This window comes from Caulobacter sp. GW821-FHT10A06 (genome assembly GCF_059415805.1).
The window spans coordinates 782,559-798,105 of sequence record NZ_JBWKNY010000002.1 but is presented as its reverse complement, the minus strand read 5'-3'; the positions used below and the strand labels follow the sequence as shown (position 1 = coordinate 798,105).

The following is a 15,547-nucleotide window of genomic DNA, read 5'->3' as shown; positions in this document are numbered from 1 at the left end:
CACCTTGTTTGATAGCGACTAAGCCGCACGACGCCTCGCGTTCTGTCTTTGAGAACGTCCTCAACGGGTCTGTCGGTCTTCTCCAAGCTGCTTGCTGAATGTCCGACTCCTGGAGGTGAGCCAACGACAGCTCCTGGCGCTACCCCTCCGCTGAAAACCGTTGCGCCAAGTTCAGCTCCTTGAACCCGGCGATCACGTGGTCGATGAAGGCGCGGGTTTTGGCGGGCAGCAGCTTCTGGCCCCTGAAATAGAGCGATATGGCGCCGATGTCGACGTACCAGTCCGGCGCGAGGCGCAGCAGCGCCCCGCTTTGCAGATGCCGCTCGACATAGGGCACGGCGATCATCGCCACGCCCAGGCCCATCAGGGCCGCCCTGCATAGGGCCTCCGGGTCATTGGCCACGATGCTGGCCTTGTGCTCCAACGTTGTCTCGACGCCCTCGCGATCGCGCATGCGCCAAACCCGCACGCGGCCGGTGAGGGCTGAGCGCATCGATAGCCCGTCCAGCGCGGCCAGGTCCTGCGGGTCCTGTGGCGACGGGCGGCCTCGCAGATAGTCGGGCGAGGCCACGGCGACGACATGCAGCGGCGCCAGACGCCGGGCGTCGCTATGAAGTAAAGCGCCCTTGGGACGTCTGGCAGATCGATCATACCCTCGCTGACGTAATCATTGTCGATCGCGATGGACGGCCGATCGGGCGACCATGGTTGACCGTCGTGATCGACGTCTGCACCCGCATGATCGCTGCGTTCTACGTCGGGCTGGAACCGCCCTCAGCGATAAGGGTGGCAACCACCCTGGATCTCGCCGTGGCGCCCAAGGGTCCATGGCTGAGCAAGCATGGCTACGACTACGATTACCCCATTGAAGGGCTGATGAAGCTCTTACACAGCGACCGCGCCAAGGAGTTCGCCTCGCCAATCCTAGTGCGCGCGCTGAAGAACCAGGGTGTAGAGACCTTTCTTCGGCCACCGGGAAGGACGCGGTTCGGCGGGCATATCGAACGTCTCATCGGCACCTTGATGGGAACCTGCAGGCTACTACCAGGCGCAACGCACCACAGCCCAACGGCGCGTGGCGACTACGACAGCAAAGCGTCCGCGCGGCTTACGCTCGATCAGCTCCAAGACTACTTCGCGCATCAGATTTTGGGCGTCTATCATCATCGGGTGCAAAGCGAACTTGGAGTTTCGCCCATCGACGCCTGGCGCGCGGCAACGACGGGCATGGCGCCCGAGCAGCCAGAAGACCCGGACGCATTTCGTCTGGACCTGCTCCCGGAGATGCCACGCACGATTGGGCGGCAGGGCATCCAGGCGTTCAATGAGCTCTACTATTGCCAGGAAATCGGCGAGGCTTTCATCTCCGGGACGCGCGAGATCAAGGCCAAATACGACCCCCGCGACCTTCCCCACCTCTATGTCCAAATTAGAGGGCGCGGCTATGTCACGGTCCCGCTGAGCCGTTTTCGCGAGGGGCCGCCATTGACGCTGTGGCTCTACAAAGCCTCGCGTCGCGGGGCGGGGGAGGCGGGCAAAGCCCGTCCTCACCGGGAGACCCTTCAACGCGCTGCCGCCGAGGTCGAGCGGGTCATTCAGGGCGCTGCAGGGCGATCGACGCAGGCGGCGCGTCAGCTCGAAAGGCTGTCCATAGCGCGAGCTACAGCGGGGCAGTGGATAGGGCGCTCCGCGCCGGTTCAGCCTGACCACGACGATGACGATGACTGGGGCGGAATCTTTGAGGGAGAGGATTAGTGACACCTCGCCCCCCCGATGAGGGTCCGTTTGGACATTTGCATCCCGACATCGCGCATTTGGCGACCGCCGATCGCACCATTCGCAAAGCTGCGATCCTGACCGACTGCTGGATCAATTACCCCGCCGCGGAAGACGCAATAGAGCGGATGTTCGAGATGCTTGAGATGCCGCCACGGCTGCGTATGCCGTCAGCGTTGTTTTGGGCGGGCTCGAATATGGGCAAGAGCTCGATCCAGGTCCATTTCCTCAACCTAGTGCGCGCACGCTATCCCAGCACAAGCGAGCCAGAGGAGAAGGACAAGCCCTGGCGCGCCGAGGGCGTACTCAGGCTTGAGGTCAATGACGAGCTCACCGAGAAGCGCTTCTATGAAGATGTACTGCGGCGCCTGAAAGCTCCCCGGCCCATCGAAGCCACCGCCTCGCGACTTCAGGATATTGCGCTAACCCACCTGACCGCAAATCGGATCAGGATGATGATCCTCGATGAAATTCAGCGCATTACCGAACTACGCACGCGTGAGCAACGCATCGTGTTGAACGTGCTCAAATATATTTCTAACCAGCTGTCGATGAGCATCGTCGGCTTCGGCTCTGGCGAAGCCAAGGCTCTAATTGAAGCTGATCAACATCTTGCGGAGCGGTTTGACATCGTCGCTCTGCCAGCATGGGGGAAGCGGCAAGGATGGGCGGTCGGGGCAGTTCGTGAACGCCTGCGCTTCATCCCGCTGAGAAGGCCGACGGCAGTCAATAGATCTATGATGGATGCGCTGTTCTTCCATTCTGGATCCATCCTGGGGCGCTTGTTCAGCCTCATAGAACGAGCAGCGATCGTCGCGTTGGATGCCGAGGAATGCCTGTCCGCTCAACTGATCGAGGACGTCGCGCTTCGCCGTCGGCGTGAAGGCCCATGACTGGGGAGGGCGACGACGACATCGATCTCTCGGTCCTGGCGCCGCCTATGCAGCCTGACGAGGCCCTGTCGTCCTGGCTGGTTCGCGTCGCCGACGCCCACCTCATAACCGTCGCCGAGCTGGAGCGAGACCTTGGCGGACCAGTCGCAGGACTCGATCGCGGCGATCCGACCTCTCTGCCTCGGCTCGCAGCCATGACACGAATGTGCCTGGAGACTCTGGCGCGTGTGCCGCTCGCGGACCTGGTCTCTCATCCAATGCGGCCGGGCCCAAGGCCGCCAGCGTGCTGGGCGATCTGTGTCCGCTGTCTGCATGTCGATGTAGATCAGGGGAGGGCGCCTTACGTCCGCCGGGCCTGGACGCACCCGCTGGCCACCTTCTGCCAAGAGCACGGCGTGCCGCTCACGCCGCACGGCCATTCCTCCATAAAAATCGCCAGCGAACTGACCTTGTCGGATGCAGGCATGGGCGAGGCGCAAGATATCGTTCTGGAGGCTGCGGACTTCGATGCTGTGGCCATGATCAAGCGCGTTTGGCGATCGCTAGAGCCAGATGGCGACGAGAAGCGCCTAGTGAACCGTTTGAGGCTCCGCTGGGCTGTTCGAGATGTCGTAGACGCCCTGGCGGCAAATAGGCGCGAACCGAGAGGCGGCCCGTTGGCGTCGCTCCTAGAGCGACCGCTGTTCGACAGGAAATCATTACAAGGGTCGAACGAGCTCCAGCTGGACTGGTTGAGCGACGTGGATGCCGCAACGCGGCTGCTCTACGTGCGCCTGGCGCTCATAGTACTCGCAGAGCCTCCAGATCCGATGGAGGAGGTTCAGGAGCCACTCGGCCGATCCTGGTTGTTGAACCAATATCGCCACAGCAGGATCACCGGCTGGAATAGCGTGTTCACGCACGCAATTCGCGACCCTTCATTTCTACTGGTGACGGAACTGCCGAGAGCGATGGTGCTGGAGTTGGGCGAGCGATCGCGCGCCTGGCCGGCTGATCTCCGGCGGCGCTGGAGTTACGCCGCTGCGGTTGGCGCGTTCAGTGGATGCGTCTTCTGAGTTTCGGGACAACGAAATCAGGGCTGGAAAGCGGCTGCTCAGGCGCTACCTGCCAGTCGCGCAATTGGAGTCGGCCAGTCGCAGAGTTGGAGTCAGAAATCCGCGAGAACGCGGAACGACGTGGCAACTCCTAACGGCACAGCTGCGATTCGCAGGAATAGGAGTCAGTGACAGCGGACTTAGCCGAGCGGTAAGTCAGCGACATAACGGGGCGGAATAACGGCAGAGGGGAACGCTGATCCATTTATCGTCTAAGATATATTATCGGAAATAATGGATGCGCCGAAACGATAGCGGCGCTGGTTCTATTTGCCCGCGACGAAGCTGTCGAACTGGCGCTTGAACACCTGTCGCGTGTCGAGGTCCGAATAGAACATGTGGCCGCCAACCAGGCACGTCGCCGAAACACGCGGACGCAGATCCGCCGGCGACTGGGCCACGGCTTCGTTCATGGCCGCGCATGAGGCGTCATACATTCCGCGCACGTTCCAGACCCGAAGCTTGGGATTGATCCGCATGGCGCGCGCCAGCGGCGGTTCGGGCTGATCGCTGCGGTCCATCTTGAACATCCGTGTCATCCAGTCGGCGGCCACGCCGCTGCGGGCGTCGACGTCCAGCGGTTCGGGATGGAAAGCGCCGCCAAACGGGCCGCGATACGCGAGGTCGCTCTCGAAACCCAGGTCGTGGCGGATGTAGCCGTTGTAGACCCGCGATGTGCCGTTCATCAGGTCGGCCATGCGCTGCAGGCTGGGATCACCGGTCGGCAGCCACGGCGTACCCTCGGGACGGGATTTCAGCGTGATGCGGCCGTCGTAACGGCCCAGCTCGAAGCCCTTGTCGGCCAACAGCCGATCGAAGAAGGCGCCGCTATCGAGGCGCAGCGTCTTGGCGTCGACGAACTGGCTTTCGACGCCGGTGAAGCGTTGCAAACCGGCCAGAATGGCGGCGCGTTCGTCCGTGCTCAGAGCATCACGCTTTTCCAGCGCAGGCGCATAAACCGCCCTCACCCAGGCTTCGGCCTGCTTTTCGGCCTCGGCGCTGGACAGCGTCTGAAGATCGGCCGGCAAACGCTTATGATAGTGCGCGATGGCCGTGAATTCGGTGATCTGCAGCGCCTGGGCCAAGGCTGGCGAAACCTTCTGGCCGACGGCGTAGTCGCCCGACATCAGGATCACGCCCGACAGCCGCGTGCGGCGCTTCTCCAGCGCCTCGGCCACCAGCATGGCGCGGGTCGTGCCGTAGCTCTCGCCGCCGATGAACAGCGGCTGGTTCCAGCCGTCATAGCGGGTCAGATAGACCCGGATCGCCTCGGCCACGGCTTCGGAGTCGCCGCGCGAGCTGTAGAGCACGTCGCGGAAGTCCTTGCTGGTCGCGCGGCTGAAGCCGGTGCCGACGGGGTCGATGAACACCAGGTCGCTGGTCGCCAGCCAGCTGTCGGGATTGTCGATCAGCGGCGTCTCGGTGTTGGGGCCGTAGTCCGGATAGGTCGCCGCCGTTGTAGGCCGCTTGGGACCCACGCCCATGAACTGCAGCTGGGCCGAATTGGAGCCCGGTCCGCCGTTCCACAGGAAGGTCACCGGGCGCGGCGGCGCGCCGGCCGGGGTCGGGACGCTGTAGGCGATGAAGAACACCGAGGCCATCAGTTCGCCGGTGTCGTTGACATAGATCGGCAGCAGGCCGGCGCGAGCCGTGTAGGTCAGCGCCCTGCCCCCGGCCGTCATCTGGTGGCGCGTGGTGACGGTCTTGTCCTCGTGCGGCGCGATCGGCGCTGCCAAGACGGAGGAACCAAGGCTGGCGAAGGCCATGGCGCCGGCCAGGACGCCGGCGAGAAGCGCGGTTTTCATGTCGGAAGCTCTCAGCGGGCTTGCAGCAGGGTGCGGAAGTCGCGGGTGAAGGCCAGGCGCGAAGGCTGGTCGCGATAGAACATGTGGCCGCCGTCGTAGCACTTGAAGCTGAAGGCCGCCTTCAGCGACGCGGGCAGCTGGCGGGCGGTCTCGTCGTTCTCGGTGCAGCTGTTGAGGGAGTCGTAGCGCCCGGCCACGACCATCACCTTCAGCTTGGCGTCCAGCCCCACGGCCTCGGCCGTCGAGGGCAGCGGTGGGCCGATCACCGGCGGCCCGCCGCCCGTCGTCTGGGCGACCTTTATCGCCGCCGCGACCACCTCCGGCGTGGCCTCGGCGGTGGCGTAGTTCCACTCCGCGCCCGGTCCGCCGCCGAACTTGCCGGTCGGCGAATAGGCGTCGTCCAGCCGCTCGTTGCCGACGTAAGGCAGGTCGGTGTGATAGCCCAGGTCGTGGCGGATATAGCTCGGCACGGCCTTGTCGAAGTCCTCATTCGGCGACTGGGTCAGGCGCATGTCGAAGATATTCAAAGGTTTGCCGGCGGGCTTGAGCAGGTTCTCGCGGTACTGGCGCGGGGTGACGACCAGGGTCTTGCGGTCGATCTGCTCGGGCTTGAGGCCGATATAGCCGGCCAGTTCGCCGGCGATGCGATCACGGTCGGCGTCCGACAGGTCGTTGATCTTGGCCAGCGCCGGCGCGTAGGTCTCGCGGCCCCAGGCCTCGACCCGCGCCAGGATAGCCGCGCGGTCCTTGCCCAGGCTGGGCGACAGCTTGCCGTGATAGAGCGCCGTGGCGGCCAGGTCGGTGACCCGCATGGCGGCGCTGACGCTAGGATCGCGGCGCTCGGCCTTCAGGCCCGAGCCGCCGGAGATCAGGACCAGGCCCTTCACCGGGATGCCGCGCTTGATCAGGCTGTAGCCGACGCTGCCCGCCCTGCCCGCGCCCCAGCTTTCGCCGGCCAGATAGATCGGCGCGGCTTCGGCGCCGCTTAGCAGGCGCCAGGCGCGGATGAATTCGGTGACCGAGGCGACGTCGCCGACGGTGCCGTAGAATTCCCTGCGGTATTCGGAGCGCGTCGGGCGGCTGAAGCCGGTGCCGATCGGGTCGACGAAGACGAGATCGGTATCGGCCAGCCAGGTCTCCTTGTTGTCGACGAGAGCACTCCCCTCCCCGCGCTTGGGACCGACCATCTCGAAATGCAGCGTGGCCGAGTTGGCGCCCGGACCGCCGTTCCAGACAAAGGTCACCGGACGCGGCTTGCCCGTCGTCGGCACACGATAGGCGATGAAGCCCATATAGCCGTGGACGTCGCCGGTCTCGGCGTCGCGGATCGGCACGCGGCCGACCTCGGCTTCATAGGCCAGGGTCTTGCCGCCCAGCGGCATGGTGTGACGGGTCGAGACCCAGTCCGGCGGCGCGGCTACGGCGGCCGAACTCATCAGGCACGCGCTGGCCAGGCCCAGCAGGAGAAGGTTCTTCTTGGCCATGTCCGGCTCCCGTTTCAGGGCAGGTCGTGAAGGAGGCTTGCCGCGGCCAGGTCTTGCACGACGTGGCCCAGCGACTTGTAGACGGTGATCTGATCGGTCGATTGACGGCCCGACAGGTCGCCGGCCAGCACCTGGCCGATCTCGCCGACCACGTGGTCGTCGTCGACTAAGCCAGCGGCCTTGGCGGCCAGGAACTCGGCTCCTTGCTTGAGGACCCCTTCCCGGCTGTCGGCGATGAAGCGCGAGGCGACGACCAAGTCGTTGTCGACCTCGACCGGACCGGCATAGCTGGAGCCGACCACGTTGACGTGGACGCCGGGACTGACCCAGCGGCCCAACAGGATCGGCTCGCGAGCACTGGTGACGGTGCAGATGATCTCGGCCCCGCTGACGGCCTCTTCGGCGCTTTGGCAGGTGATCGTGGCAACACCGGTCTCGGCCGCCACCTGGCGGGCCAGGGCCTTGGCGCGTTCGGTCGAGCGGCCCCAGATGCGGACGGCCTTCAGCGCTCGAACCTTGCTGATCGCCAGGGCGTGATGCAGGGCCTGCTCGCCCGTGCCCAGGATGGCCATAACCTCGGCGTCCGGGCAGGCCAGGGCGTCGGTGGCGACGGCGCTGGCGCAGGCGGTGCGGATGGCGGTGATCTCGCTGGCGTCGGCCACGCAGACCGGCGCGCCGGTTTTGCCGTCGAACAGCACGACCACGCCCTGGTGCGAGCGGTGCTGCGCCGAGCCGTCGGGCGGAAACACGCTGACCAGCTTGGCCCCGAAGACACCACCCTCGCCCATCCCGCCCGGCATGACGCCGAACATGCGGCCTTCGCCCAGGTCGAGGATCGAGCGCAGCAGCTGCTGGGTCCGGCCGGCCGAGAAGCGGATCATCGCCTCGCGCACCAGCGGGATGCAGCGCTCGTAGGTCAGGTGCTGGCGCACCTGCGAACCGTCGATGATACGCAAGACGTTCGCCCTCCTACCGAAAGTACAGGGGCCTCCGCCGAGACGGAGGCCCTCATAGTCCTTAGAACCGCGCGTTCAGCCCCAGGAAGAACTGACGGCCGATGATGTCGCCATAGGCCCGGTTCGGGAAGGACGTCATTTCGTCGGTCAGGTCGGTGACGCCGGCGCGCACGGTGTACTTGCCGAAGTCATAGGCGCCCGAGATGTTGTGGCGGATGTTCTTCGCCACCGTGGGGGTCGGCGTGGTCTCGATCGTCGCGCCCCAGGCGGTCAGGGCCTCGGGCATGTAGTCGACCGAGTAGTACAGCTTCAGCGGACCGCGCGAGTAGCGCATGTCGAAACGACCGCGCCAGTCGGGCAGCACGATGGTGCCGTCGGTGCGCGATAGGTCCGAACCGGTCACCGAGGTCTCGTAGCGGGTGTTGTGGGTCGCCTCGAGGCCCAGCTCCAGCGTGCCGTAGTCGTGGTCCGGGAACAGGCGGCTCAGCGGCAGGCGGTAGTTGATGTTGTAGACCTCGCCGCGATAGCTGATGCGACCGGCGTTGTAAGTCGTCGAGATCGCCGTGGTCACATAGCCGCTGGCGTCACGGGTGAAGGTGCCGCAGACCTCCTTCGACGGCGAGGTCGCGTCGTAGCAGGTGGCCAGGAAGTCCATCGGGGTGAAGCCCGACAGGCCGTTGGTCAGGTCGATCTTCACGCGGTCGGCGATCAGGGTCAGGCCCGGAATGAAGCTGGGCTGGAAGACCAGACCGATGGTCGTGGTGTCCGAGACCTCGTTCTTCAGGTCGATATTGCCGCCGGTGGTGATCAGCGCGTTGTTGAAGTTCTCCGACGGGTCCTGGAAGGTCGCCAGCGGGCCGTAGCCCGGATTGGCGGCGAACAGGGCCTGGCAGTTGGCGCGGCGGGTGGCCGGCGACGGGCCGGCGTTGATGCGGTCGCTGTCGCAGGGATCCTGGGTGATCGAGCCCAGGGTCGTCTGTTGCGGCGCGAACAGCTGATCCAGGGTCGGCGCGCGGAAGTTGCGGCTACGCGAACCACGCAGGCTGAAGCCGTCGAAGACCTCCCACTGCAGGCCCGCGCCCCAGACCTTCTCGGTCCCGGTGATCGAGTGGTCGACGATCCGGTACGAGCCGTCGAACTCCAGGCGTTTGGCGCCGGGGAAGCTGAAGTCGCCGCCCAGGATCGGCACCAGGACTTCGCCCGACACTTCGCTGGTGTGGTACTTGCCCGAGGTCGCCTTGCTGATGGCGCCCGAGCCGACCTGGCCCAGTTGGTTGCCCTCGAACGGTTTGAAGCGGGCCCACTCGGCGCGATACTCGTAGGCGACGCTGAACTTGGCGACGCCGGCCGGCAGTTGGAACAGGTCGCCGCCCAGGGTGGCCAGGACGTCGTCCTGGGTGTTGCGGAAATCCTGGCCCGACGGCGTGGTGACGTAGGCGCGCGCTTCCTTGCTGACATTGCCCGAGCCGAAGATGTTCAGCGGGGCGCAGGCCAGGTCGTCATCGGCGGTGCTGGCGTTGGCGTTGACGGCGCAGACGATGTTGCCTGCGCTGTTCTTGACCGCATTGATCGCCTTGTTGAACGCGGCGGTCTTCACGCCCCAGCCCGACTGCGAGCCCTTGGTGCCGCCGTGGCTGGCCGACAGGGTCCAGTAGAAGTCGCGGTCGGCGCGGTTGAAGTCGCCTTCCAGCGACAGCAGGGCGCGGTAGGTGTCGGTGTTGTAGCGGGTCTCGCGGGTCGGCAGCAGGTCCGACCACGACTTGGACAGGAACAGCGGCGCGCCGGCGCCGAACGACGGGCTGGCCGCCTTCAGCGAATTCACGGCTTCGGTGCTGAGATACGGGTTGGTCGCGAAGAAGGTGATGTAGCCCGCGCCGCTGGCGGGGGTGTTCAGCACCGTGTTGCTGGCGATCGTGCCATAGGGGTCGCGGCCGACGGTGTTGGAGTACAGGAACTCGCCCGACACCTTCAGGTGGTCGCTGAAGTCATAGTGGTAGATGGCGTTGGCGTTCTTGCGCTCCACACCGGTGCGCAGCGTCGCCAGGTCTTGGTACGGGAAGCCGTCGCCGCCGCTGGCGAACGGCACCTGCAGGAAGGTGCCCAGATTGTAGTTCTGCAGACCGGTGCCGGCCGCGTTGAACTGCTGGGTCGCGCCGCCCGAGCGCAGGATGAAGGTCGGCACCGGCGCCGGTGTCGTGAAGATCACGCCGTTGTTGGTGTACGAGTAGAAGGTGGCGTTCAGCGCCGGGGCCAGCGCCGGGATGCCGTCGGTCTGGCTGGTATTGGCCGGGTTCGTATAGGTCACGCGGCCCAGATTGGTCAGCGGGCGATCGCGGTCGAACAGCGGGTCGGTCTTGGACCATTCCAGGTTTACCGCCACGTTGCCGCGGCCGTCGGCGTAGTTCTTGCCGAAAGTGGCGCGCAGGGCCGGCTTCTTGTTGTCGCTGCGCGAGGAGATGCCGTACTGGGCGTCCAGCTCGACGCCTTCGAAGTTGCGCTTCAGGACGTAGTTGACCACGCCGGCGATGGCGTCCGAGCCGTAGACGGCCGCGCCGCCGGCCTGGACCACGTCCACGCGCTCGATCAGGCCGACCGGGATGATGCTGGTGTCGACGACCCGGTCACCCAGGCCGCTGGACGAGGTCACCGTGCGGCGACCGTTGATCAGGGTCAGGGTGCGACCCGCGCCCATGTTGAACAGGTTGGGGAACTGCTGGCCCGAGCCGGCGGCCGCGCCGCTGCCCGAAGCCTGGCCGTAGGTCGGAGCGACCGACGAGATCTGGTTCAGGGCCTCGCCGGCCTGGACATAGCCGCGCTCGACGATGGCTTCCTGGCCGATCACCGTGACCGGGGCCGGCGTGGTCGTCTCGGCGCGACGGATGCGCGAGCCGGTGACGACGACCTCGGTGACCATCTCGGCCGCTTCTTGGGCGTGGGCCCGGACGGGCGTGAAGCCGCCGGCCAGAGCCGCGCCGCCGATGATGGTCGTGGCGAGCAGACGGCCGCGGATCGAAGACTTTCGCATGGTACCCCCAATCTTGGTTTCACAACGCGCGCTTCCCCAAGCTGCGCTGGCTGGATCGCCCGGCGGGTCCGTTTCCAGCCCGCCAGGTCGTCGCCACAGATGAAAGCTAGGCCAAGGGGGACAGTTTATCTTTTCGTTCTTCGAACCGTCGCGTCATCGACATACATGGATTATGCGAGCCTGGCGGCCTCCTCGCATCGTCTATGTCGAGGACCTAGAAGCGGCAGGTTTGCGTGGTCGCGCCGGGAGTCTTGACCCAGGTGACGCCGTCGACCGAGGCGCCGCGCGGCGTGTAGGTCAGCGTGCGGGTCACGCCATCGCGCTTAAGCGTCAAGGTCAGGACCTTGGTCTCGTCGGCCCGCGCCTGCAGCATGCCGTCCTCGGTGACGATCTGGTCGCCGTCGCGGATGCCGGCCTGGTCGGCGGTCGTGCCGGCCTTGAGGCCCTTCACAAGCCGCCCTTCGCTGCTGAACGAGGCGCGATCGAAGCCGAGTTCAAAGACCTTGTAGGTCTTGGCGGTCGGCGTCAGGCAGCCCGCGAAGCGATCGCCCGGCTTCAGGATATCGCCTCGCGCCATGGCCTCGTAACCGGCCTTGGCCTCGTCGGCGCCGATCTCCTTGCCGACCAGGTCCAGCCAAGCCTCGATCGTATAGGGCTCGCTGGTGCTCTCGCGGCGATAGAGTTCCTTGACGATGTCATCCAGGCTGCGCTGGCCGTTCGAGCGGGCGCGGATCTTGGCGTCGACATCGATCAGATAGATCACGCCCCGGCCATACGGCACGGTCTGGGCGGTCGGATCGCTCCAGAAGATCTTAGCCGCCTCGGTGTTGCTCAGGCGCAGATACGGGTTGGTGTAGTAGGCCGTCGTCTTGTCGTTCAGCGACTTGGCGAAGTCGTCCAGCGACAGCACGCCCGAGCGGTACGACAGCATCATCGAGTAGAACTCGGCCGTGCCTTCGCTGTACCAGGCCGTGGCGCCGTGCTCGCCCTGCATGGACGGCCAGTTGTGGGCCATCTCGTGCGACAGCAGGCTCTGCAGCGCCTCGATCGTCGGTTTGTCGCTAGGGCGGTAGCCGAACATGAACGACTGCGGCAGCGCCGTGCCGCCGGTGCCGGCATAGGGGTTCTGGCGCATGAAGACGCGATAGACGCCGTTCTTGTCACCGAAGAACTTGGCCATGGCGCCGTGCAGGGTCTGGATGCGCTGACCCAGGGTCTCGGCCGAGAACGGCGGCGGGCTCAGCCAGAAGAGGCCAAAGTCGCTCTTGCCGCCGCCGATGCCTTGCAGCGGGCCGGCCGCGTAGAACGAGAAGGCCAGGCGCTCGGACGGTCCCATGGTCTCGACATGGCCTTCGCCCAGCGACGATACCCCGCGCGAGCCCTCGGGCGCGGCGGAGAGATCCCAGTCCAGGGTGATGCGGTAGGGTTTATTCCCCGGCGGCACGGCCATGAAGGTCACGCCGGCCCCGGCGAAGCCGCCGCTCTCCTCGCGCAGGTCGAACAGCGGGCCGTTATTGGTGGCGGCGGTGATCTGGCGCGGCGCGGCCTGGTACTCGACCACGACGTCGCCGACCGTGGCGCGCGAGACCTTCCAGCCGCGATAGCCGCCCTGCGGTGTCGGCGGCTCGTCGACCTGGGTCAGGGCGATCGGACCGGAAGCGTCACGCGCGGTCAGGCCGGCGCCCAGCAGTTGCGAGCCGGGGATGCCGACCAGCTTGATCGGCAGGTGGACTAGGGTGTCGCCGACGGCCAGGGCGGGCGCTTGCAGGGTCTCCTGCACGGCCATGTAGCTCTGCGGCCCGCCCAGCGCGTGCGGGGTCAGGCGTACGGACAGCTTGGGCGGAGGCCCCTGCTCGGCCGCATGGGCCATGCCGGCGCTCAACGCCAGCGCCGCAACGCCCATCATCATGAAATGGCGCATTGTTTAGTCCTCCCCCGGTGTGTTTTGAGCGCCTAGGCGAACAGAGCCGCGACCAGAGCGCCGATGTCGTCGAGATCGTTGAACAAGGTCGGGGCCACCCGCACGCGGTCCTCATAGACCGACGCGAAGATCCCCGCCGCCTCCAGCCGCGCCCCGACCGTGTCGAGGCCGGGCGGCACGAAGGCCAGCAGCGGCGAACCCGTTTCATGCGGCGTCAGGATCCGGCAGCCCTTGGCGACCAGACGCTCGCGCAGCGGTGTCAACAGGGTCTCGCGGTGACGGGCCAGCGCCTCGACGCCGATGCGCAGCAGGTCGTCCAGCGAGTGGTGCAGCTGGGCCACCGCGCCGCTGGCCATGGTCCCCATGCCGAAGGCGCCGGTGGCGTCGGGCCGAGCGCGCCATAGCACGGGCGGATCGGCCATGGGCTGGGCGATCATCTCGCTGACCTGACGATAGCCGAAGGCGGTTGGGTCCAGCCGATCCAGGCGGTCGCCGCGGGCGTAGAGGAAGCCCACGCCGAAGTCGCCCATCAGCCATTTGTAGGTGGCGCAGGCGCAGAAATCGACGCCGGACGCCTTCACGTCGAACGGCACGGCCCCGGCCGCCTGGATGATGTCGGCATAGACCAGAGCGCCGCGCGCATGGGCCAGTTCGCAGACCGCCTCCAGGTCGTGGCGGAAGCCGTTGTAGTTGGACACCGACGACAGGGCGACGAGGTCCGTGGGCTTCTCCAGCGCCGCCGCCAGGTCGGCCAGCTCGATGCGGCCGTCGCGGGCGGGCACCACCTCGACGTCCAGGCCGTGTTCGGCCAGGCGTTCGTACAGGTATAGCGAGCCGGTGAAATGCAGGGCGTCGGTGACCACCCTGCCCTTCCCGCCGCTGAGGCCCAGGGCCGACAGCACGGCGTTCTCACCGGCCATGGTGCTGGGCACGAAGGCGATCTCGGCCGGCTTGGCGCCGATCAGGGTCGCGAACATCCGCTGGACCTGCTCGCGGATCGCGCCGTCGTCATGGCCTTCGCCAGACGACGAGCCCATGCGGTACTCGGCATAGCGATCCAGGGCCTGGCGCGCGCCAAGGCTCATCGGGTGCATGTAGGCCGCGTCCAGGTGGATCCTGGACATGGGCGCGAAGTCGGCGCGGCGGGCGACGCCGAGCGGACGGCCGATCTCCATCTTCATGCCGAGGCCTCTTGGCCGGCGCGACGGCCCAGCGTCACGGCATAGTAGATCATGCCAACCGCCAACCAGCCGCCCAGCAGCACATAGGGCCGCCAGTCAGTGCCCAGGCCCAGGGCGGCGATCGCGACAGCGACCAGAAGGCCGACCACGGCCAGCACCTGCACCGCGCGTTTGCTGAAGCGCAGCCGCGCCTCGGCGTGAAGCTCCGGATGCTTGGTGGCCATGTTGAAGGCGGCCAGGCACGAGGCGGCGTACTTCATCATCGTCGGAATGTTGATGGCCAGCAGCAGGAACAACAGGCTGGACGGCAGCAGCACGCAGGCCGCCGTCAGGGCGAAGGCGGTGATGGTCGCCCAGTGCGGCGTGCCGAAACGCGGATGCACCTCGCCCAGCTTGGCCGGCAGCACGCCCGAGCGGCCCATGGCGTATAGGAACCGGGTGAAGACCAGGAAGATGGCGTTCATCGACTTGGTCAGGGCCAGCAGCGCGGCGCCGACGATCAGGGGCTTGGCCCAACCGCCCAGCGACACCTCGGCGGCGGCCAGCAGCGGCGCCTTGCTCGACGCCAGCGTGTCGACGCCGGCCAGGCTCAGCGCCGTGAAGGCGATGGAGACATAGACGACCACGGTCAAGGCCAGGGCCAAGGCCAGGCCCAGCGGCACGGTCCGCTTGGGATCGCGCACCTCCTCGCCGACCTCGGTCGCGGTCTCAATCCCTAAGAACAGCTGGATCATCAGCGGCAGCGCCGCCAGGATCGGGGTCCAGCCGCCGGCCACGGCCTCGACGAACAGGTGCGGCTTCAAGCTATGCGCGCCAGAGGCCACGAAGATCGCGAACACTGCCAAGAGCAGCAGCATCATCGCCGTCTGCGCCTTGGCCGCGACCTTCACCCCGACGAAGTTCAGCGCGAAGATCAGGGCGAACAGGCCCAGCATGGTCGGCGCGGCCGGGACCTCGATCACCATCGAGAGGTAGCTGACCAGCACTCGGCCCAGCACGATCATCACGACGGCGTTGCTCAGGATCCGCATCCACACCACGGCGAAGGCGATCCACGGCTTGGTCAGCAGGCGCTGCCACTCATAGGACGCGGCGGTCTTGGGCAGGGCCGAGGCCATGTAGGCATAAACGAGGGCGAAGACGATCATCGGGATCGCCGCCAGACCCGCCGCGATCAGGATGCCGGCGCCGCCGACCTGGCTGGCCGGACCCAGCACCGAGAAGATCGCCGCGCCGATGGCGGTGCCCGCGCCCAGCATGACCAGATCGAGCAGGCCGACGCCGTGCTTCAAGGCCGGCGAAGGGGCGGATGCGGGGCCTGTCATGAGGTCTTGGACGCTCCGAAAATTTCAGGTCGTCAGCATAGGGGCAGCCCTTCGCATCAACTATTCGAACTTGCGGCGGACGGCGCC

General features: G+C 66.3%; 11 protein-coding genes and 1 pseudogene. 4 read left to right on the top strand and 8 right to left on the bottom strand.

Annotation, left to right across the window (positions count from 1 at the left end):
• Window positions 1-139: 139 nt before the first annotated feature.
• Window positions 140-595 (bottom strand): LysR substrate-binding domain-containing protein, encoded by a 456-nt coding sequence (locus tag AC07NF_RS07375; protein WP_494628676.1) that lies wholly within the window; start codon window positions 593-595, stop codon window positions 140-142.
• Here AC07NF_RS07375 and AC07NF_RS07370 point away from each other — a divergent pair.
• The 4 genes and pseudogenes from AC07NF_RS07370 (at window position 532) to AC07NF_RS07355 (ending at window position 3,724) form a co-directional block, all read left to right on the top strand.
• Window positions 532-1,755 carry a transposase family protein gene (locus tag AC07NF_RS07370; protein WP_494627709.1) on the top strand — a complete coding sequence of 408 codons (1,224 nt, stop codon included), beginning with the start codon at window positions 532-534 and terminating at the stop codon, window positions 1,753-1,755. The two genes, AC07NF_RS07375 and AC07NF_RS07370, sit on opposite strands and share 64 nt — an antisense overlap.
• A 38-nt stretch (window positions 1,756-1,793) precedes the next feature.
• A complete protein-coding gene (locus AC07NF_RS07365) occupies window positions 1,794-2,669 on the top strand; it encodes a TniB family NTP-binding protein (RefSeq protein WP_494627711.1) in 876 nt (291 codons plus the stop codon).
• A pseudogene (locus AC07NF_RS07360) lies at window positions 2,666-3,061 on the top strand (TniQ family protein); the annotation flags it as partial. The gene AC07NF_RS07365 and the pseudogene AC07NF_RS07360, both read left to right, overlap by 4 nt.
• Before the next feature lie 3 nt (window positions 3,062-3,064).
• Window positions 3,065-3,724: a hypothetical protein gene (locus tag AC07NF_RS07355; RefSeq protein WP_494628688.1), complete on the top strand. Its 660-nt coding sequence runs from the start codon at window positions 3,065-3,067 to the stop codon at window positions 3,722-3,724.
• A 305-nt stretch (window positions 3,725-4,029) separates the two neighbouring features.
• Here the strand turns inward: AC07NF_RS07355 and AC07NF_RS07350 are convergent, their stop codons facing one another.
• The 7 genes from AC07NF_RS07350 to AC07NF_RS07320 all read right to left on the bottom strand — a co-directional run bounded on the left by AC07NF_RS07350 (window position 4,030) and on the right by AC07NF_RS07320 (window position 15,460).
• The gene (locus AC07NF_RS07350) at window positions 4,030-5,568 is read right to left on the bottom strand and encodes a S10 family serine carboxypeptidase-like protein (protein ID WP_494627713.1); all 1,539 of its coding nucleotides are present in this window, start codon (window positions 5,566-5,568) and stop codon (window positions 4,030-4,032) included.
• Between the two features lie 11 nt (window positions 5,569-5,579).
• A complete protein-coding gene (locus AC07NF_RS07345) occupies window positions 5,580-7,052 on the bottom strand; it encodes a S10 family serine carboxypeptidase-like protein (protein WP_494627715.1) in 1,473 nt (490 codons plus the stop codon).
• A 14-nt stretch (window positions 7,053-7,066) separates the two neighbouring features.
• Window positions 7,067-8,008: an ornithine cyclodeaminase family protein gene (locus AC07NF_RS07340; RefSeq protein WP_494627717.1), complete on the bottom strand. Its 942-nt coding sequence runs from the start codon at window positions 8,006-8,008 to the stop codon at window positions 7,067-7,069.
• Window positions 8,009-8,069: 61 nt separating this feature from the next.
• Complete coding sequence (locus AC07NF_RS07335; RefSeq protein ID WP_494627719.1) at window positions 8,070-11,033, bottom strand: TonB-dependent receptor domain-containing protein; 2,964 nt, start codon at window positions 11,031-11,033, stop codon at window positions 8,070-8,072.
• A 214-nt stretch (window positions 11,034-11,247) separates the two neighbouring features.
• Entirely contained in the window at window positions 11,248-12,954 is a 1,707-nt protein-coding gene (locus AC07NF_RS07330) for a M61 metallopeptidase family protein (protein ID WP_494627721.1), read from the bottom strand.
• 32 nt (window positions 12,955-12,986) lie between these two features.
• The gene (locus AC07NF_RS07325) at window positions 12,987-14,135 is read right to left on the bottom strand and encodes an aminotransferase class V-fold PLP-dependent enzyme (RefSeq protein ID WP_494627723.1); all 1,149 of its coding nucleotides are present in this window, start codon (window positions 14,133-14,135) and stop codon (window positions 12,987-12,989) included.
• Window positions 14,132-15,460 carry an APC family permease gene (locus tag AC07NF_RS07320; protein WP_494627725.1) on the bottom strand — a complete coding sequence of 443 codons (1,329 nt, stop codon included), beginning with the start codon at window positions 15,458-15,460 and terminating at the stop codon, window positions 14,132-14,134. Before AC07NF_RS07320 ends, AC07NF_RS07325 begins: the two co-directional genes overlap by 4 nt.
• Window positions 15,461-15,547 lie beyond the last annotated feature (87 nt).

What these genes read in the sequence shown, in the direction of transcription:
- AC07NF_RS07335 (WP_494627719.1), bottom strand. Translation starts at nt 11,033, where the DNA reads ATGCGAAAGTCTTCGATCCGCGGCCGTCTGCTCGCCACGACCATCATC.
- AC07NF_RS07325 (WP_494627723.1), bottom strand. Translation starts at nt 14,135, where the DNA reads ATGAAGATGGAGATCGGCCGTCCGCTCGGCGTCGCCCGCCGCGCCGAC.
- AC07NF_RS07330 (WP_494627721.1), bottom strand. Translation starts at nt 12,954, where the DNA reads ATGCGCCATTTCATGATGATGGGCGTTGCGGCGCTGGCGTTGAGCGCC.
- AC07NF_RS07350 (WP_494627713.1), bottom strand. Translation starts at nt 5,568, where the DNA reads ATGAAAACCGCGCTTCTCGCCGGCGTCCTGGCCGGCGCCATGGCCTTC.
- AC07NF_RS07345 (WP_494627715.1), bottom strand. Translation starts at nt 7,052, where the DNA reads ATGGCCAAGAAGAACCTTCTCCTGCTGGGCCTGGCCAGCGCGTGCCTG.
- AC07NF_RS07320 (WP_494627725.1), bottom strand. Translation starts at nt 15,460, where the DNA reads ATGACAGGCCCCGCATCCGCCCCTTCGCCGGCCTTGAAGCACGGCGTC.